The organism is Lactococcus ileimucosae (assembly GCF_943193185.1).
Taxonomy (GTDB): Bacteria; Bacillota; Bacilli; order Lactobacillales; family Streptococcaceae; genus Lactococcus; species Lactococcus ileimucosae.
On the sequence record NZ_CALPDE010000001.1, the window covers coordinates 93,171 to 113,286 of the forward strand.

Here is a 20,116-nt window from a genome sequence, read left to right on the forward strand (position 1 = left end):
ACTCATTATTATTTTAAAAATTAAAATGCGGACTGTAAGCAGCCCGCTCTACTTTTTAGTTCGATAAACGATAAACGCTCTACTGATTTATCTGCGCTCGTTTATACAATAAGGGCAATAATCCTAAACAGCCCCATCTTTTTCATCGTCCGCATGGAATAATGATATTATAACATATTTGATATTTTAGTGAACTACCTTTACTGAACGTGATCAAATTTTGCACCTGCTGTAGGATGCTCATGAAATTCAAAGGCATCCAGAAGGTCATCACGTGTGTTTCGATCTTCCGAGATATTCTGTAAGTTTACAACTTCTTCCCGTGAGAAAAAGCGTGCCTCCGAAGTTTCTAAGCCCGGCTGCACTTCAAAAGTTTTCGCCTCACAATAAAAGAAAAGTTTGTAGACATAATTCAAGCTTTTAGGATAAGGATGTTTGGCCTTATCAACAAGCTTAAACAGCTGCAAGGGCAGCACCTCAAGACCACTTTCTTCTCTTACTTCTTTTTGAGCGATTTCTGCTGGTGAATAACCAACATCTGCCCAACCGCCAGGTAAAGACCAGCGTCCTTCTGCTTTTTCTTTCACAAGTAAGAGACGATTATCTTCAAAGACAACAGCTCTTACATCCACTTTTGGTGTGACGTAACCTAAGTCTTCATTAAAAAAGGCTTCTAGTTCATCTTCTGAATAAGAGGTCAGGTTTTGCGAGAGTTCAAGGAGAATTTCTTTCATTTCTTCCAATCTTTCTCGGTCGTAAACATCTTTAGTATAGTGCAAAGATGTGTTTACAAGAGCTTTGAGCTTTGCTAGAGCTTGAGTTGTATCCATCGCTAATCCTCCTCCCTCATTTTATCACACATGCTGAATCATGCAAAAATTCTACTATTAGTAATGTTCGAAACTTGGTGCTCTTGCCTATATAATGGGAAGCGCAAGATATACAAGAAAACTGCGAATAGGCGGTCCTCATGCTGGCATTAAAAAAATCTTCAGTTTTGACGAATAAAAGACATGCGCGAGTCACGCTAAAAGAGCAAGGATAACCTTTTATGAAGGAAATTGGCGTTGACCGCTTTATGCGTGGACAGATTGGTATGAGTATTTTTAAACGTCTATGTAATTAGATAACTTTTGGAATTTGGTCGCTCACAGACTGAATTCTCTCTCCTGAAAGTATACAGCACACATGGTGACACTGACTGACACTATTAGCTTTATCGGCGGGATTACTTAAAACGTTCACCACGTTTGCGCCTTATTACTCGGATGACTACACCCGACAGTCCACAGAATAAAGCACCAACCGTAGCTATAGCTCCCAGACCTTCTAAAAACAGTTTGTGAGAGTACGTTCCGTAACTAAATAAAACAAGACTAACGCCTATTATGACAAGCCATATCTGACTTACTCTAATGTGATTGTCCATGATATTCTGCTCCCCAAATCTTTTCTAGGCTATCATTATAGCATATCTTTCCTCTCATTTTTCCAAAATTGCTCTATAGGAAATTGGATTTCCAGGTCAATGTTAGGTTTTTCCTAAAAAAGACAACTGTTCTCGCTACGGAGTAGTTTAAGCTACACCTTCTTGCCTTTATAGTTTTTAATCAGCCACCACCCTAAAACACTAAAGACCAATGGTCTAGCAATCATTGAAATAATATCCGAATAAACACTGCTCAGAGAGGTATCCGAAGAAGTTTGGAAATAGTTTATTACCGGTTCAATAATTGTGAAAAAGTCTGCCATAATAATCATCAAAGCCGCAAGCCACGAGATACCAATGGCAAACTGTTCGTTTTTCATAATGGTAAATGGCTTCGCAATGGCACGATTTTTCTTAAATTTGATATAAGCAAAAACAATAAATACATAAGGAAGGCTTGATGCTATATTGCTCATATTGGTGATAACCAAGAAGAATTTATCCGCGGCTCCTTTGTTTATAAGTGAAATAGACATGTTGAGCAAAATCATGAGTGCCACAATGATAAATTGTGCCTTCATGGCATTTTTAGGTACACCGTCCTCGATTTTCCCAAGTTTACCCGGCCACATCTTTTCAGGTGTCCCCTCCATCAGTTGTTTAAGTGGAGAATAAATAAGTGTAAAGAGGGCGCCTGTCAGAGAGAGAAACATGGAAAGACCCACATAACGGGCAAAAACCGTTCCCCATGTATGCACTGCGCCAGACGACAGCTGGAAGACTTCTGCCAGCTTTTCTCCTAATTCCTGCATCATAAAGTAGGTTATATTCCCTTGGTTCACTGAGCCATCCATAATACCTGGAATCCAGTCCTTATCAAAATTAATGAAAAAGCCTGTACAAAGTATCATGAAAGAATAACCAATACCGATAATGGCAGCTGAAAGTAGGATACCTTTAGGAAAGTTCTTTTTCGGCTCTACAGTCTCATCGACCAGTCCGCCCACTGATTCTACCCCAGCGTAAGCAAAGATTGCATAAACTAAAAAGGCAATAAAAGTGACAAAGCTTGCAGGTTGTAACGTTGGATTAGGGGTGGACACTAAGGACTCCAGTGTCAGGGGAGTAGCTGGATGAAAACCACTTTTCGCTAAAATAATAAAGGCACCAATGATGAGGATAAAGTTAAGTGAAACAACAGCAATTCCTCCAATCGAGGCTACTTTTTTTATCGTTTCAAGCCCTTTAAGGGAAACAAAGGTTACAAGGAACATGATGAGTATGGCCAAAAGGGACACGATAACTGTGCTGGGCAGAACCGTTGTCCCAAAAATCATATTAGAAATAGGGACCAGTATACGATTTCCCACAGAAACAAACCAAATGACCCAGGACATATACCACATTAATGTGCCAATCATAGCAAAGGATGGACCCACTGATTTTTCCATCCAGGTATAAATTCCCCCTTTTTCAGCTTTGAAAGCTGAACCAAATTCGGTGACCATCAGAGAAAAAGGGATGAAAAAAACCAAAGCACTTATGATATACCATATAATCGATCCATATCCCATTTGAAAAAAGGCAAGTGGGACATTACCAAAACCATAAACGGAGGTAAAAATCATCAGAGCTAAAGAAATTGCAGTTAATTTATTTTTAGGATGTTGCGACATTATCTTTCTCTCTTTTTATTTTAATTTATCATTTATTATACAACTCATTGCATAAATATGCAACATTTTATCCTCTAAAATGCCCAAATATGAATTAAAGTAAATTTAAAGTTTAAAAAGTTGAGCACTGTTCTTTGGATGATATGTTTTCATTTATTGCTTGACTTTATTGAATTATTTTCTTAAAATTAGCTTAAACTTAAATTGGGAGACAGTATAGTATGAAAAAACATTTTTTAATTGGTGCAGCATTGCTCACGACCTTTACTTTAACGGCCTGCTCTAACTCAAAAACAGCAAAGCAAAACTACATTGATAGCTACACTGCCTTGAGTAATCAATCTCAAGATAATAATTCTCACGATGTATCTATAAAGTTTGACAGCTTTGATATGCAAGGCGATGCATCAAGCAAAGAAATTAATGCTCTTCTTAACAATGCATCAATGAATGTTAAAGTAAGTGTGGATTACAACAATAAAGTAGTTGCACTTAATACTGACGGAAAAATATCAGACCAAGAGCTTGAACTGAATATGCTTCTTGGTAAAAAAGGCGTCTATGTAGAAAATTCACAAGTCACATCTCTGATTGATAACTTCCAATCTGCCAATCCTTATGTAAGTCTCTATGGTCAACTCCTTGACCAACTGGATCAAAAATACCTTCTTGTTGATCAGAGCGTGATGGAGGACGGCATTACTTCCCAAGGCGGACTCACTGACAGTGAGTCATGGGAATCTACTTACAATCAGTTTTTCGAAAAAACTAAAACAGATAAAAAAGATATTGAAAAAAACTTCAAAGATATTCCTGAAAAGAACTTTACTCAGTCAGGTGATAAAGTGACGATGAAACTTTCTGGCAACGGTGATGATATCAAAGGCTATCTCAAAAACCTCATGACTACCTCCAACAAAGAGGACATCCAAGCGATGATGGATGACTTAGATAAGTATACAAACATCAAATCTATGGATGTTGAAACTACTTTAAATCCTAAAACACATGAGTCTGAATCTAAAATTAATGGAGACATTCAGTCTAAAGATGGAAAAACAAGTGCCAAATTCAAAATGACTGTCACTGCTAAGTCAAGTAAAGAAAATAAGAGCATAACTGAACCATCTGAAAAAGATGCAATTTCTCTATCACAAATGTTCAAAAACTTGATGCTGGAATCTTCACAAGAAGTTGATACATATTAAGTGGAAAAAATCACGGGTATGAAGATAAATAAATATCAGAACTCTTAATGACCATCCGATGAACGGATGGTTTTCTTATCGTCTCCTTTTTCAAAGACTGCTGTAAAATACAAATGCTTGCTGCTCGCCAATCGACCACAAGATTTAAGATTTTTAGCTAACATGAGCAGGGATACCACAAAGTTTTCGAGAAAAAAACAAGCTCTAAAAAGGCTACTAAAAACAGCCAGATTATTCATAAAGTCGCAAAACAAAAATAGAGCCGCATAAGCGATTCTATTTTTACTTTTTATGATTTATTACCGCTGTTCAGCTTCTCCTAGAGACTCGAATTTTAGAGGGCGATGACTTAGCCCAGATAACGCTGTTCAAATTCTTCTAGACTTTCTCCCTCTTTACGTTCCACAACTTTATCAACAGTCCATAACTCATCTTGACGACGGTCACGCATTGTATCTGAGGTATCTAAAGGACGGAGGCTTGCTGCTGTGCGTGCTTTAACCGCTTCATCTTCTGGGAAAAGATGCGGCGGTAAACTTAAATCTTTCCCAGCTTCTTCTTTTGTTTCGTCAATCCAGAAACCTGAGGTAATCAAGGCTTCTTCATAACTGTCGACAGCCCCTTCACCAGCCTCTGCCATCTCCAGTGCCCCAATACCAGGTGTAAATGTGGCAATCTCAAAAAGAACACCAGGAGCAACTCGAACATACTCGCTTGAGAAATAGAAACGATCAACTAAGCCCGAATGTGGCAAACGGAAAGTTTGAATACGTTCAATCCAATATTTCAACGTCTCTGGATTAGCTGTTCCTAAAGCCAAGTGATGAATTGTACCGTAACCTTGATAAGCATAACGTTCATTTTCCTCTGCTTCTTCGATAATCAAGGCCGCTCCGTTTCCTCCATTGGCCACTTCAAACAGATGCAAGTTATTTTCTTGCCCTGCATAACGGAAACCGAAAACTGTTTCCAAAATAATGCGCAGATTATATGTGTCGGTAACTTTTACAAAAACTGGCCCCATACCAATGATACCATGCTCAGGTTCAACATTGGAGAGAATCCATGAGCGATCAAGTGCAGCATCACCTGTGTTGTCTTGGTCTGAAATCAATTGGTATTTTTGACCGTCAAAGTCTTCAAATTCAAGTGTTTTTTTGCCAAATTTGACATTGATTTCTCCATGTTTAACATGAGCTTGCTCAAAGCGTTTAGCCCAATAAACAAGTGATTCATCTGTAGGTACACGGAAAGAAGCACGTTCAATATTGTTTGCGCCATGCATCCCTTTTGGAATATCCTTGAAGTCAAAGAAAGTCATGTTTGGACTTTTCCCCTCTTCCCCTGTGAAGTAAAGGTGATAAGTCTCATAATCATCTTGATTGACGGTCAATTTTGCCAAACGTAAGCCTAAAATATTTGTAAAGAAGTCATAGTTTTTTTGTGCACTTGATGTGATTGCTGTGACGTGGTGAACACCGCTAAGGATATTTTGTATTTCGATTTCTGTAGTCATTTGTTTTTCCTCTTTTTTCAATTTTTCTATTATTTTTTCTATTGGAAAGATGTGTTCTTTTAGAGACATCTTCTTTTTATTTTGCTAACCATTTTTTTGCTGCAGAGATTTCTTCATCGCTCAGTTGATGACCAAATTTGGTCTTAAATATTTCAAGCTGACATTTCGTTTTTTCCAAATCAGTAGAGAGATCTTCAAGATTTTCTCTGCTCACAATCGGGTCATTATCCGCATGAGTAAGAAAAACTTTACTCTCATCAGAAAGAACTGGTCTGCCAACTTCGGTAAGCTGCATGGCGTGAAAAGCCAAGATTTTTTCAAACTTGAACAGCCCCTTAAGTTGCATATAGAGCGCCATATTGGCCCCGTTTGAATAGCCGATGACATTCAGCTTTGAGAGATTTAGTTGGTAATGCTGCCCCAAACGTTCTACTTCCTTCGTCAGCCACTGTGCCTCTTTTTCTAAAGAAACCAAGTCAAAATTTTCTTTCGTAAAGCCTGGTCCCTTAAGCTTAAAATAGCGATTAATCCCCTGCTCACTAATCCGTCCACGAATAGACAAAAAGGGATGATTGGGGAATAATTCCTCTGCAAGTGGCACTAACTGGTGTTCATCACCGCCTGTACTGTGTAAAACTAAAATTGGCGCAAGGCTACTGTCGCCTTCTTTCAAAATGTAGTTTGTCATTCTAACTCCTTATTTTTAGCTTGTTCATTGCTTCTCAATAGCGGTTTTAAATGACAAGCAACATCGTTTCTTCTGTCCATTAATTTCAGTTATTTGTTTCATAAGCCCGCCTTTTTCATTTACATTTGTAAACTACACTTGTATTATAACGTTTACTTTTGTAAACGTCAAGTCCTAAAGCTTATTTTTTCTAAAAAATTTTGAGAATACCTTTAAAGCCCTGTACATATAGCGGTTTACAACTGTCAAAATTTACATTGCGCAAACTTATCTCCCTTTCTCTATCCTCTACTCACCACTTTTCTTTAAAAAAACATATAAAAACCCCTCAGTTTTTCGAAGGTGCCATAAACTGAGGAGTAAATTGAAATTATGAAATTATGTAGTTAAATTATACCAAAAAAAGTGGAATATCTGTTAACTTTTGTCTATAAAACTTTATTTTTCTAAAAATAAAAAATAGCAGCCACTAGAAATTCAGTTGACCACTACTTCTTAAGATACTCTATTTTAATATTACTTCGTTGATAAAACGACCAACATGAAACCGAGAAGAAGCCAGATTCCAATAGTAATAGCTGTAAATCTTTGCATTACTGCTTCAAAACCACGAGCCTTACGACGCTCAAAGAGTTCACCTGACCCTCCCGAAAATGCATCGGCTGCGCCATCTTGCTTAGAAGGCTGCATCAAAATTGAAACAACTAAAATTGCAGAAACAATCAACATAGCGACGAGTAAAACGTCAAAAATCACTTTATCCATATACTTTTCTTCCTTAATCAGAATTACACTGAAACAATTATAACATAATTATCATCAGAATACGAATGATAAAAGATTGGTAAACATGATTGAAATGCCAAGTTTCTTGATTTATACTCCGTTCTCAGTTCTTTGGTCTTCAAACGGTATTTTTATTTAGCCTTCAACATATTTGTAAGCTTCTTGCGCTGCTTGAGCACCATCGCCTACTGCAGTTGTAATTTGTCGGAAGTCTTTCTGACGGACATCTCCAACAGCAAAGATGCCCGGAATACTTGTCTTCATCGTAGCATCTGTGATAATCCAACCTTCTTCATCAGTTATCCCTAGGTCACGAGCAAACTCAGAAACAGCATCTAGACCAACATAGATAAAGATACCGCCAAAGTCTGCTTCAGTAATTTCACCTGTTTTAACATTTTTATAGCGCACAGATTCAATTTTACGGTCGTCACCTTTGATTTCTTCAAGAACAGAGTCCCAGATAAATTTGATTTTATCATTTGCAAAGGCACGTTCCTGAATAATCTTCTGAGCACGGAGTTCATCACGACGATGCATGATGGTTACTGATTTACCAAAACGTGTCAAGAAGATTGCTTCTTCCACAGCAGAATCTCCGCCACCTACAACCAAGATATCTTGGTCGCGGAAGAAAGCACCATCACAAACTGCACAGTAGGACACGCCACGCGCACCGTACTCTTCTTCTCCGGGTACACCTAGCTTACGGTGATTTGCTCCTGTCGCAATAATGATTGATTTCGTTTCAAATACTTCTTCTTCAGTATGAATCGTTTTAGTCGCACCATTATCTACAATAGACGTTACAAAGCCATAAGCATTTTCAACACCAAGGTCAGCTAGTGGTTCGTACATTTTCATTGAGAGCTCAGGACCCATGATTTGCCCATAACCTGGATAGTTTTCAATTTCAGCCGTGTTATTCATTTGTCCACCAGGAACACCACGTTCCAAGAGCAAAGTTTTCATCTCACTTCTTGCACTGTACATAGCCGCGGTCATGCCTGCAGGCCCTGCACCAATAACTACTACATCGTATATTTTTTCTGTCATAATTCACCTCTCCAGTTATAAAACCATTATAAATTCTCTTTAAATTTTTTGCCATTATTTTGATTTATAAACCACGAATTCTAAAAATAATCAAGATGCCCACAATAGCAAAACTCAAAATGGGAATGGTCAAAATATCGATTAAGATAATATCAAACAAGCGGTTGCGCCAGACATTTCGCGGTTTATGACGATTTCGGGCCCAATAAATAAAACCATATAAAAGGCTGAGCAATCCGACTACTAAAAAAGAAACGAGTAAACCTTTAAGATAAAACTGTAAAACTAAATTAATCATTTGACCTTCCTATATCAATGGTTTTAACATGACGAGAGAGAAATTCATGCGTCCGTGGATTTTTGGGATGATGGAAGACTTCCTCAGGACTGCCTTCTTCAATAATTTTACCTTTCTCAAGGAAGAGCACTTTTGTTGCGACATTATAGACAAAATCCATTTCATGACTGACCAAAACCATCGTTTGTTTGTTTTTGGTTGCATTGAGAATGGTTTCTTGCACTTCCCCTACAAGCTCAGGATCAAGTGCTGATGTCGGTTCATCAAGCAGCAGCAAGGTCGGTTTCATTGCCATTGCTCGAGCTATTCCTACGCGCTGCTTTTGCCCACCAGATAAGAACTTTGGATAATAATCCATACGATCTGCAAGGCCGACTTTTCTTAAGTTTTCCTCAGCCAGCTTCTGTGCTTCTGCTCTAGGCATTTTCTTAACTTGGATCAAGCCCTCCATCACATTTTCGAGAGCTGTGCGACGTTCAAAGAGATTGAACTGTTGAAATACCATACCTGTTTTGCGACGCAGCTCAAGAATTTCTTGTTTGCTGATATGTTCAAAATCCACCTTGAAATTATCAATTTCCAACTGTCCACTGTCTGCTTCTTCCAGATAGTTGATTGAACGGAGAAAAGTGGACTTGCCGGCACCTGATGCACCAATAAGTGCAACAACATCACCTTCATTAATCTCCAGATTAAGATTATCAAGAACCACATTTCCGGCAAAGGACTTACTTAAATTTGAAATTTTTATCATTTGTTGGTCACCCCGTTGTCAAAAGGATTGCGTCCAAGTGAAATCTTCCGCGCTGCTTTAGGCATTTTGATTTCCAGTTTGCTTTCAATCTTACGAATCAAGATTTCTAAAACGATACAGATGGGCCAGTAAAGTAAGGCCAAAGCGAGATAAGTTTCAAAGAGACGGAAGTTTGAACCACCAATGATTTGAGCTTGGGCGGTCATCTCAACCACGCCAGCGACAAAGGCCAGAGAAGTTGACTTAAGCAAGCCAATCAAGGCATTGCCCAGTGGAGCTGTCGCAACTGATGCTGCCTCAGGTAAGGTCACACGCCAGAAAACTTGAAAATTTGTCATTCCTAGAGAACGCGCTGCTTCGATTTGTCCTTTGTCTGCAGATTGGATAGCTGAGCGAATTGTTTCCGAATTATATGCCCCTTCATTAAGCGCAAAGGCTACGATAACAAAGAGCATGGCGGGCACTGAGTTCACTGTATAATTCGTCCCGTAATTCATGTTAATCGCTTTAAGAATCAAGGGAATTCCTGTATAGGTCAAGTAAAGTTGTACCAGAATCGGAGTCCCACGTGTAAAGGAGACAAACAAGGCACGCAATTGATCCAAAATAGGAATTTTATTTATTCTTACAAGTGCGAGTAACAGACCAAAAATAAGACCAAAAAACATGGCAATGAGTGTCATCTGCAGAGAGACGGGAATCATTTTAATAATCGGCAGAAAAGCTGAACTAAAGGCTTTCCAGCTGAATATCTTAGTGAAAAACATGGACCAAAATTCATCAAAACTATATTGCCCTTGAATCATTAAAAACGGAAGCATGGGCAAAATAATCAACAGGAGCAAAACTCCCAATCCCAAAATTATTTTTTTCTTTTTATTCATTTTATCTTCATCAAAGAAAGCTGTCTAAGTCCCTCACTCCTATCACAAATAGCTTGTGTGTGAGAAACTCAGGGACAGCTTTTACACTACTCCTACTATTATACAAGAATCTTACAATTTTTTCTTGTCTTTGAAATGTTTCTTCTGCTTCTTCTTTTTCGAAAAGACGTCTTCTCTCCGTCCTACTTAAACTTGTCTGCTTCCGGAACAAAGTTCCCCTCAAAGTACTTCTCAGAAAGTTTTTTCAGTGTCCCATCCTTTTCAAGCTCAGCAAGGATTTTATTAACCTTAGCTTGCAATTCTGCACCTGCTTCATCCTTTGCAAAGAGGAAATATTCGTAGCCGTCATGCTCCGGATCTCCTGTTGAAGTATCGATATCTTGAATTTTCAAGCTATCAAATCCTTGCTCCTTCACACTTGATTTGAGAGAAATCTTATCATAGAGCATGAAGTCAATCTTTCCGGACTCAATTTGATTAAAGCGCGTATTGATTGAGGTACTGTCTGCCGAATAACTGATATTTATCTTTTTATCTGGATTGGCAGCATTCCAATCTTTAATCATTTTTGTATAGTTGGATGCTGGATTTCCAATTGTGCTCTTACCAGCAAGATCTGCCAGCGTTTTATAGTTCCCGTCCCTTATCAAGACAGCATTATTAGATTTGGAAATTGGGAAGGAAAAGTTATATTTTTCTGCCCGCTCTTTTGACCAACCAAAGTTGTTGGCTCCCATCTGGTAACGTCCACTGTCCAATCCTGGAACAATCCCAGAAAAGTCAACCGCTTGATAAGTCACCTTATATTCGGGCAACTTGTCAAAAACAGCGCGCGCCACCTCAATATCATAGCCTGTCAAGTTCCCTTGACTGTCCGCATATGTAAAGGGTTTTGTTGCTCCATCTGTAGCTACAACAATCTCCGTTTGCTTCTTTGCCGATTCTTCTTTATTTGCTGAACCACCATTACTGCAAGCAGCTAAAGCTCCTGCAGCGATAAGCGAAACAAGCGCGAGCGAAAGCTTCAGTGACTTTTTCATAGTGATGTTCTCCTTAAAATTTTGATATCTAAAGTTTACCACGGGCCTTCTGAGTTTGTCATATCATTTGCTTATCAAGGGGTTAAAAAATTTTTATAGCGGCTTTTCATTTCTTTAATGACTCCATTAAAAAAAGCTCTTCTTCAAAAAGAAAAGCTTTCAATATTACTCCCACACAGGCTGCCAAGTGATGCCAAACTTATCGGTAATCCAGGCACACTTACGAATGTTTCCTACAGACTCAGGACCCATCATCACTGAACCTGTTTCCGATAAAGCTGCAAAAATTTGATCAAATTCCTGCTCTGTGTCGCAGTCAAGATAAAGAGAATGTGCCCAAGTTGGCTCAGGTGCAGAATATTGCTCTTGCATGTCTAAAAAGAAAACTTCTGCTCCTTTTATGGATAAGGCACCATATAAGACGAGTTCGCCTTCAATGTCGCTAAAATCTGGACTATCTTTATAAAAGTCCATCCGTGTAATTTTCGTTTCTGGTAAAACTCTCGCATAAAAATTCATAGCTTCTTTGGCTTTACCATTTAGTGTGATAAAAGGCGTGATTTTTGATTTTACCATGGCTCTCCTTTTCTTAAAATAGACCTGTGATTTTTCCCGACTCGTCAATGTCCATATTCAGAGCTGCTGGTTTTTTAGGTAAACCAGGCATTGTCATGACATCTCCTAATAAGGCCACGATAAATCCTGCACCTATCTTTGGCACCAGCTCACGTACGGTCACTTCAAAACCTTCTGGTGCTGCCAAAAGTTTGGGATTATCTGAAAATGAATACTGGGTCTTGGCCATACAAACGGGAAGTTTATCCCAACCATTTTCCTCAATTTCTTTCAATTGACGTGCTGCTTTTGCAGAAAAGTTAACCTTCTTGCCACCGTAAATTTGTGTCACAACTGTTGTGATTTTTTCTTCTACTGAGGCTTCTAAATCATAAAGATAGTGGAATTCTTTTGCTTCCTGAGTGAAGATGTTTGTTAGTTTTTCAGCTAAATCAATTCCGCCGGCGCCGCCCTTTTCAAAGACTTGTGTCAAACTCACAGCAACGCCTTCTGCTTCAACAAGACGTGTTAACTCAGCAATCTCGGCCTCAGTATCACTGGCAAATTGATTGATGGCTACAACAATCGGCGTACCGTAACTTGCCATGTTTTTAATGTGCCGCTTCAGATTTGCAAAGCCTTGGGTAACAGCTGTTACATTTTCTTCAGTGAGTTCTGTTTTAGCAACGCCACCGTGCATTTTTAATGCGCGAAGGGTAGCAACGATAACAATAGCATCAGGCGTTTTACCCAGCTGACGTGTTTTAATATCGAGGAATTTTTCCCCACCTAGATCTGCACCAAATCCAGCCTCTGTAATGGTCACATCTGCTAATTTTAAGGCTGTTTTTGTAGCTAAAACAGAGTTACAGCCGTGCGCAATGTTGGCAAAGGGACCGCCGTGCACCAATACCGGTGTTCCTTCGATGGTTTGTGCCAGATTTGGCTTAAGCGCATCTTTCAATAGGACCGCAACAGCCCCTTCAATCTCCAAATCGCCCACAGTTACAGGCTGACGATCATAGGTATAAGCTACCACGATACGTGAAAGGCGTTCTTTCAGGTCCGTCAATGAAGTAGCCAAACATAAAACAGCCATAATCTCACTGGCTACAGTAATGTCAAAACCGTCCTCACGTGGCACACCGTTAACCACACTGCCTAAGCCGGCAACAATATGACGGAGTTCGCGGTCATTCATATCCAAGACACGTTTCCAAACCACGCGACGGCTGTCAATATTTAGGGCGTTCCCTTGGAAGATGTGATTATCTAAAAGAGCTGCAATCGCATTATTCGCTGTCGTCATCGCATGAATATCACCAGTAAAATGCAAGTTGATGTCTTCCATAGGCAGAACCTGAGCATAGCCGCCACCTGTTGCGCCACCTTTGATTCCCATCACAGGTCCTAAAGAAGGTTCACGCAATGCTACCATGACCTTTTGCCCCAAACGAGCAAAGGCATCTGCCAGTCCAACTGTCACCGTCGATTTTCCCTCACCTGCAGGAGTAGGGTTTATCGATGTAACCAGTACAAGTTTTCCTTCGGCATTACTCTCAAACTTTTTGAGACTTTCAAGCGGTATTTTAGCCTTGTATTTTCCGTAAAGTTCGATATCCTCAAAACTTAAACCGATTTTTTCAGCGACATCTGTGATGGCTTCCATCTTGCACTCTTGTGCGATTTCGATATCTGTTTTCATCTCTTCAGCGACTCCCTTACTCTTTATAACTTCCCTATCATTTTAACAAAAACATTTGGAAATTGCTTTGATTAAAAGTGAAATACGCATTTTCACTCATAAAACGTTCGGCTTTTTGATGTGCTCTTTTCTTTAAAGGATAAGTGTTTCCAAGCCCACTTTCATCATATCTGTAAAGGTATTTTGCCGTTCTTCCGCACTAGTTGATTCTCCAGTTACCAAACTGTCTGAGATTGTCATAATTCCTAAAGTCTGAACATTATGTTTAGCACCCAGATAATAAAGTGCCGCCGCTTCCATCTCCACAGCTTTGACCCCCAGTTTTCCGATGGCAAGAGTGTCAATGTCACTGTAGAAAAGGTCTGTCGAAAGAACATTTCCCACATGCGTTTGAATGCCTAAGTTTTTAGAGATATGGTAGGCCTTGTCTAACAAATCAAAATCCGCAATTTGTGGTAAATCAAACTGAGGCCAGTCATTTTTGATAATGCGTGAAGTCGTTGCTGCCCCTTGCGCCAAAACCAAATCTCTCACGTGAACCGCTTCATTTAATGCACCTGCTGTGCCAACACGAATCAGTTTTTTCACACCATATTCGGTGATTAACTCATGAGCATAGATAGAGATAGAAGGCATACCCATCCCTGTTCCCATAACGGAAATACGATGCCCCTTGTAGAGTCCTGTATAGCCCAACATGCCTCGAATATTGTTGAATTGTTCAGCATCCTTGAGAAAGTTCTCCGCAATGAACTTGGCACGCAGTGGATCACCGGGCAAGAGGATTTTATCTGCTATTTGACCTTCTTTGGCTTCGATATGAACTGACATAGTTACTCCTTACTGTTTTGATTTATTTTAGTGTCTATTTCTTCACTAAAAAAAGAAAACGCTAACACGTTTTCTCTTATTTTATCACATTTTTACTAAAACATTCTTAACAAGTGTTTTAAATGTTTCTTTCACACGTTCTGTTGTCTCAACAACCTCCGCGTGGTTAAGTTCACTCTGCATGCCTGCAGCCAGGTTAGTAATGCATGAAATACCTAAAACGCGCATTCCTGAATGAACCGCCACAATGACTTCAGGAACAGTCGACATACCTACTGCTGAAGCGCCCAGTGTACGTGCCATGTGGATTTCAGCCGGAGTTTCATAGGTAGGCCCTGTGAAGCCCATGTAGACACCTTCTTGAACCTTGACTGACATTTCTGTTGCTGTTTCCTTAGCGAGCTCTTGATAAGCTTTGTCATAAGCTTGTGACATGTCTGGGAAACGCGGACCAATTTCATCGTCGTTAGGACCAATCAGTGGGTTTGTTCCCATAAAATTAATATGGTCACTGATAATCATCAAATCACCAGGCGCAAAGTTCTCGTTTACACCACCTGCGGCATTGGTAACAATGATTGATGGTGTACCAAGAGCTGAGAAAACACGTACAGGATAAGTTACCACATCCATTGCATTTCCTTCATAGAAATGGAAACGCCCTTGCATAGCAATGACTTTCTTCCCTGACAAGTCACCATATACAAGTTGTCCTGCATGTCCGACAACTGTTGATACAGGGAAATGTGGAATTGTTTCATATTTGATAATAACAGGATTTTCAATTTCTCCTGCTAATTCTCCCAAGCCTGATCCTAAGATGAGTGCAACGTCAATCTCACCTACACCTTGCGCTTTGAGAAACTTTGTTGTTTCAGCTAACTTTACTTTCACATCCATTTTTTTCATTCCTTTAATTTTTATTATTCTAGTATCTTCTTCCCTAGCAAACTTTTTAACTGTTAATTAGACCAAGCTTTCAAGGAATGATTCTCCAATTTCGGCCTTATCAACATTGAAGTTGTCTGCAATAGTGGCAGAAATATCAGCAAAGTGACCCAGAGGCAAAACTTTTGGCTTTTTCAATGAAGGTGAGAAAATAACGAGCGGAATATATTCACGTGTATGATCTGTGCCCACATAACTTGGGTCATTACCGTGGTCAGCTGTAATCATCAGTAAGTCGTCTTCTCGCATCGCTTCAATAATTTCAGGCAGACGTCCGTCAAAGTCTTCAATAGCCTGACCATAGCCTTCAACATCACGGCGGTGACCATATTTTGCGTCAAAGTCAACCAAGTTAGTAAAACTAAAGCCCTCAACGAATTCGTCTTTACGCATTGTTTTTAGCAAGCGATCCACGCCATCCATATCGTTTTTGTTGTGTCCCATATCGTATTTGACACCAACAGTATTGAAAATGTCAGAGATTTTTCCTACAGAATATGTATCAACTCCAGCCTTATAAAGTTTTTCCAAAACTGTTTCATCAAATGGACTCAAAGCATAGTCACGTCGCCCATCTGTACGCGTAAAGTTCCCCGGTGTACCTACATAAGGGCGTGCAATGATGCGGCCAATCATGATGCCTGAACCTTCAAGTGTGATGGAGCGCACATATTCGCAAATTTTGTACAATTCTTCACGTGAAATAATATCTTCATGTGCCGCAATTTGTAATACAGGATCAGCTGACGTATAAATAATCAATTCTCCCGTTTCCATTTGACGTGGGCCAAAATCATCAATTACAGCTGTGCCAGAGTAAGGTTTGTTCGCTTCACGGATAATTTTGCGGCCTGAAAATTCTTCAATCTTTTGGAGCAAATCTTCAGGATAACCTTCAGGATAAGTTGGGAAAGGGGTTTGAATATTCAAGCCCATGATTTCCCAGTGGCCAGTCATTGTATCTTTACCTTTAGAAACTTCTTGTAACTTTGTCACATAGGCTTGAGGACGTTCAGCTGCAGGCACTGTTTTAAGAGGGTTTTCACGCGGAATATTTCCCCAACCCATGGCTTGAAGATTTGGGACATCCAACCCACGAATTTCTGAAATGTGGCCAATCGTATCTGAGTTAACGTCATTCACTGCTTCATGGGTTTCTACATCATGGTTAAAGAATTTATCCGCATCTGGTGCAGCTCCAATACCCACTGAATCCATAACGATGAGATGAACACGATTAAATTTCTTAGGCATAATATTCTCCTTCTTAATGAACTCTATATAATACTATTATAAACTATTTAACAGCGAATAGGTTTCCAAAGATAAAGTTTCAATCAGAAAAACTTTTCTTATTCGGAATCTGTCCTCTGATTAAGAAAATAAAGAGGGCTAAGGCTGATAAAGCTACAAAAGAAATCATGAGTAAAACTTCACTATAGTGACCTTTTACAGTAGACAGAAAGAGGGATAAGTTTACGCCATCGATAAAACGTGAAGAGTAGGTAAAGCCAACAGACATTGCAATATTGATACAGAGATTGTAAAAGCCAATAGCTGTTCCCTTATTTGCCTTTGGCATTCTTTCAAGGCCTGTATGCATAAGCGGCGCGTACAGCATCGCAAAGGCACATGAACTTAAAATGAGCAATCCTGCAAAAATAAAGACCGATGCACCCATGAGAAAGGCAGCCAATAGAATCGAAAGAACGATAGCAAGCATTGACACAAGAACGGCTTGAAAAGAGTCAAGCTTAGAGGCAATCTTTCCTGACAGGCTTCCGACCAATGCCGCAGCCAAACATGCTGGAATAAACATCAGCGATACACCATCCAGCTGCATATGATAAACAGTGGTTAAGAGGAAGGAAAAAGTATTCAAGGTGAAAGCTGCTTGAGTAGAATAGATGAGAAGAGCTGCGAGCAGCGTAAGGACAAACAACTTATTTTTAAAGAAATCAATGGTAATAAAAGCATTTTTCTTTTGGGAAATATAAAATAAAAACACCACTGTAGAAAAGATAAAACCCATCAGCACCAACCAAGAAAAGTTTGTCAGATAGATCATCGCAGTGACAGCTACAGTTGCCACAAGTATAATTCCAAGAGCATCAATATATTTTTTCTCCCCTGATTCCTCAGGAAGATACTTCAAAAGAAAGGGAATAAAAAAGAGAGAAAGGAGTGGCACGAGAAATAAATTTTGCCAAGCCAGATGGGTAGTGATAAAACCTCCGGTCAATGTTCCAATAACCGTTGCAATTTGAAAACTCGCGGTGGAAAAACCATAATATTTTTTCTGCTTAGCTGGTGTCACATAACGGGCAACAAAAATAAGATAAAGTGTTTCAGTCGCACCTAAACCCGCCGCTTGAATAACTCTGGAAAAGACAACCAGCCAGTAGTTGTGATGCACCACATATCCCAAAAAAGAACCTATAGAAATTAAAAAGATACCAAAAATAAGTAAGCTTCGAATACTGATACTGTCTGATAATGATGCATAGACAACTGCTCCCATGCCTATAACTAAACCGGCCAATGTGACTTGCCAAGCAACTGTACTGGCAGAGACATGAAAATATCCTACCAGCTTGGGCGAAATAATTTTGAATGAATTATCAATGACTAAGGAAAAAATCATGAGTAAAAGAATAACAGGAACAGCTTTTCCTATCTGTACTTCACGTGCAGACGTTTGCTTACTTGTAGAAAATTGTGCTTCCAAAGAAAATCCTCCGATAGGGTTATTTGAACGTTTTGTGAAAACGCTATCTTTAAAACTGAAATCATTATAGTCAATTTACTTATGAAAATGTATTCACTTTGCATAAAAAAGTCAGAAAACCTGTACAAAATGACAGTGTGCAGCAAAAAAATCACTTAATGAGACAGACAAAGTGCCGCATGGAGTGATTTTTACACGCTTGCTAGCTGAGCTAGTTTTTTAGTTTGCTGGATTGATGATGAGGGCTGGGCGCATGCCGCCATAGGCTCCTGAAGAGTTTGTAGACCAGTGTGAAATTAATTCTCCTGCAGCCACAGGTATGTCAGGACGCGCCCTCTGAACAAGCCAACCTGTATCAGGATTAGGACTTTGTGATGAAAGCGTACGCGTCCACCAAATTAAATTACCTGCACCTACACGAGAAACTCTATTAGGAAAAGCACGGCCTGGACCTGATAAGCGTAGCACATCTGCTACAGAAAGAGTAAAAGCACGTGGGGTGCCACCTGAGTCAACTTGAGTGATGTCAGCCGCAGCATCAGGAAATTGAGCCAAGCTGCTGTCACTCATTATCCAACGCCAGCCGCCTTCCCAAACAATATTTTCATCCAAAATAGCAGGACCTATAAATGGGACAGAGACAGGTTGAATCATCGCCTGAACTTCTGGGGCAAGAGCTTGGCGCCAAGTATTCAATTCTGCTTCATGTTGTGTCAAGGGGATATTCGTAATTACACCATTTCGGATAATCATATGATTCCCAGAACCCATGTTTTCAAGGTAGCGGTACTGCTCCCCAGCCATGGTAAAGATACGCCCCGGACGCATGGTCGAAAAGTCAAAGGCTGCAGGGGCACTGTCTTCATTAGGCAGTGGGTTTGGTCCATCATCAAACATCACTCCGTTCTGGATACCATGGAGAAGGTCTGCCAGCTCCGCATGGTGTTGCTCCCCGTCATTGAGGAACTCCTCATGTTGGTCAGGGTGTACCAGTCCACTCTCGACATGGATCCCATAGTAGTAAAAGCCGTTAAAAACCTTGTCCTCAATGTCAGCTGTCATCTCCGCTGCATCAAGCAGGTAAGAGCTGGCTTGCTCACTGTCCAGTCTGTTGGCCCAGTAAGCCCAACCTGTGTTGTGGTCAACCACCCAGAAGTTGCCTATCTTGTCTTCGTTAGGTAAGTTGCTCCACTGGTTCATGGTCATTGGCGCACGGTCTTGTTGTAAGTTTTGAGCAGTTTGGTTGGTCACTTCTTCTCCCGGCCAGATTGGACCACTGTTGTCAAAGTTTTCGTTTGCTGACCAGTAGGCATCAATTCCATCTCCCGGATGTGTCGCACCGTCTGTGACCGCATCTGTTGCACCGTTCCCTTCGATCCAGTCCCGCGCATGGCCTGCCGCTGCTGTTCTTAAATCCAGGTTGTCATGGTTGAAGGTGGGCATATACCATGGGGCATCTTGACCGGAACGTTCCCAACCAAAGATGAGGCTGGCATACTGGTCAAAGGCATTGGACGGATTATTGTTTGCACGGTCATTGATATTGCCTGCGCTTGGGATCCATGTGGTCCAGTTTTCTACATCGTCACGGCTGGTCCCTGCGACCAGGGGCGTGAAGTTGGCTTCATTACGCTGGCGGGTTTCGAGGAACTCGGACAGGCGTATCCGGGCCATGATTGGCCGTTCCCCGTAGTTTTCCACGAAGACGTCCTTGTTTTCGGTGTCTCGGTTATAGTAGTCGTGGACACGGCCACCGACATTGATGTCCACTTCATTCAGCCGGTCATTGATGGCCCGTTGGTTGAAGGCTTGGAAGGCGAAGGTGCCGCCTACTGCGAGTAGCAAGAGCGACAGGAGTGCGAGGTTGCGCAGCCGCCGCTGTTTTTTCTTTTCTGGTGTCATAAACTCCTCCTTTGGCGTAACATTTACTTTTGGATTTTCATCACATATACATTTCTAATGTTACGTTTACTTTCTGAGTCTATAGTATAAAAAAAAGGTCAAATGAAATGAG

18 protein-coding genes are annotated in these 20,116 nt (G+C 40.3%); 1 reads left to right on the forward strand and 17 read right to left on the reverse strand.

Features of this window, described 5'->3' with window-relative positions; translation table 11 throughout:
- Positions 1-200: 200 nt before the first annotated feature.
- Together NFR51_RS00420 and yjeM are read right to left on the reverse strand one after the other, a co-directional pair.
- On the reverse strand, positions 201-830 hold the full coding sequence (locus NFR51_RS00420) for an NUDIX hydrolase N-terminal domain-containing protein (protein WP_251711804.1): 630 nt from the start codon (positions 828-830) through the stop codon (positions 201-203).
- Positions 831-1,581: 751 nt separating this feature from the next.
- The gene (yjeM, locus tag NFR51_RS00425) at positions 1,582-3,105 is read right to left on the reverse strand and encodes a glutamate/gamma-aminobutyrate family transporter YjeM (protein ID WP_251711805.1); all 1,524 of its coding nucleotides are present in this window, start codon (positions 3,103-3,105) and stop codon (positions 1,582-1,584) included.
- Between the two features lie 221 nt (positions 3,106-3,326).
- On the opposite strand from yjeM, the gene NFR51_RS00430 reads away from it, so the two are divergent.
- Complete coding sequence (locus NFR51_RS00430; protein WP_251711806.1) at positions 3,327-4,313, forward strand: hypothetical protein; 987 nt, start codon at positions 3,327-3,329, stop codon at positions 4,311-4,313.
- Positions 4,314-4,662: 349 nt separating this feature from the next.
- On the opposite strand, the gene NFR51_RS00435 is transcribed toward NFR51_RS00430, so the two are convergent.
- The 15 genes from NFR51_RS00435 to NFR51_RS00505 form a co-directional block, all read right to left on the reverse strand.
- Entirely contained in the window at positions 4,663-5,829 is a 1,167-nt protein-coding gene (locus NFR51_RS00435; RefSeq protein WP_251711807.1) for a VOC family protein, read from the reverse strand.
- A gap of 76 nt (positions 5,830-5,905) precedes the next feature.
- Positions 5,906-6,517 (reverse strand): alpha/beta hydrolase, encoded by a 612-nt coding sequence (locus tag NFR51_RS00440; protein WP_251711808.1) that lies wholly within the window; start codon positions 6,515-6,517, stop codon positions 5,906-5,908.
- Between the two features lie 516 nt (positions 6,518-7,033).
- Positions 7,034-7,282, reverse strand: coding sequence for a preprotein translocase subunit SecG (gene secG, locus NFR51_RS00445; RefSeq protein ID WP_251711809.1), 249 nt, complete (start codon positions 7,280-7,282; stop codon positions 7,034-7,036).
- A 156-nt stretch (positions 7,283-7,438) separates the two neighbouring features.
- Positions 7,439-8,359, reverse strand: a complete 921-nt coding sequence (trxB, locus tag NFR51_RS00450; protein ID WP_251711810.1) for a thioredoxin-disulfide reductase — start codon at positions 8,357-8,359, stop codon at positions 7,439-7,441.
- 64 nt (positions 8,360-8,423) lie between these two features.
- Positions 8,424-8,657: a DUF4059 family protein gene (locus tag NFR51_RS00455; RefSeq protein ID WP_251711811.1), complete on the reverse strand. Its 234-nt coding sequence runs from the start codon at positions 8,655-8,657 to the stop codon at positions 8,424-8,426.
- Positions 8,650-9,411 (reverse strand): amino acid ABC transporter ATP-binding protein, encoded by a 762-nt coding sequence (locus NFR51_RS00460; RefSeq protein ID WP_251711812.1) that lies wholly within the window; start codon positions 9,409-9,411, stop codon positions 8,650-8,652. The genes NFR51_RS00455 and NFR51_RS00460 overlap by 8 nt, the downstream gene beginning before the upstream one ends.
- Complete coding sequence (locus NFR51_RS00465; RefSeq protein ID WP_251711813.1) at positions 9,408-10,295, reverse strand: amino acid ABC transporter permease; 888 nt, start codon at positions 10,293-10,295, stop codon at positions 9,408-9,410. The genes NFR51_RS00460 and NFR51_RS00465 overlap by 4 nt, the downstream gene beginning before the upstream one ends.
- A 182-nt stretch (positions 10,296-10,477) precedes the next feature.
- Entirely contained in the window at positions 10,478-11,335 is an 858-nt protein-coding gene (locus NFR51_RS00470; RefSeq protein ID WP_251711814.1) for an amino acid ABC transporter substrate-binding protein, read from the reverse strand.
- Between the two features lie 165 nt (positions 11,336-11,500).
- Complete coding sequence (locus NFR51_RS00475) at positions 11,501-11,911, reverse strand: VOC family protein (RefSeq protein ID WP_251711815.1); 411 nt, start codon at positions 11,909-11,911, stop codon at positions 11,501-11,503.
- A 13-nt stretch (positions 11,912-11,924) separates the two neighbouring features.
- Positions 11,925-13,595 (reverse strand): formate--tetrahydrofolate ligase, encoded by a 1,671-nt coding sequence (locus NFR51_RS00480; RefSeq protein WP_251711816.1) that lies wholly within the window; start codon positions 13,593-13,595, stop codon positions 11,925-11,927.
- Between the two features lie 132 nt (positions 13,596-13,727).
- Positions 13,728-14,426, reverse strand: coding sequence for a purine-nucleoside phosphorylase (deoD, locus tag NFR51_RS00485; protein ID WP_251711817.1), 699 nt, complete (start codon positions 14,424-14,426; stop codon positions 13,728-13,730).
- Positions 14,427-14,510: 84 nt separating this feature from the next.
- Positions 14,511-15,326: a purine-nucleoside phosphorylase gene (locus NFR51_RS00490; protein ID WP_251711818.1), complete on the reverse strand. Its 816-nt coding sequence runs from the start codon at positions 15,324-15,326 to the stop codon at positions 14,511-14,513.
- Positions 15,327-15,392: 66 nt separating this feature from the next.
- Positions 15,393-16,628 carry a phosphopentomutase gene (locus NFR51_RS00495; RefSeq protein WP_251711819.1) on the reverse strand — a complete coding sequence of 412 codons (1,236 nt, stop codon included), beginning with the start codon at positions 16,626-16,628 and terminating at the stop codon, positions 15,393-15,395.
- A gap of 79 nt (positions 16,629-16,707) precedes the next feature.
- Positions 16,708-18,102: an MFS transporter gene (locus tag NFR51_RS00500; protein WP_251711820.1), complete on the reverse strand. Its 1,395-nt coding sequence runs from the start codon at positions 18,100-18,102 to the stop codon at positions 16,708-16,710.
- A gap of 219 nt (positions 18,103-18,321) precedes the next feature.
- A complete protein-coding gene (locus NFR51_RS00505; protein WP_251711821.1) occupies positions 18,322-20,004 on the reverse strand; it encodes a hypothetical protein in 1,683 nt (560 codons plus the stop codon).
- Positions 20,005-20,116 lie beyond the last annotated feature (112 nt).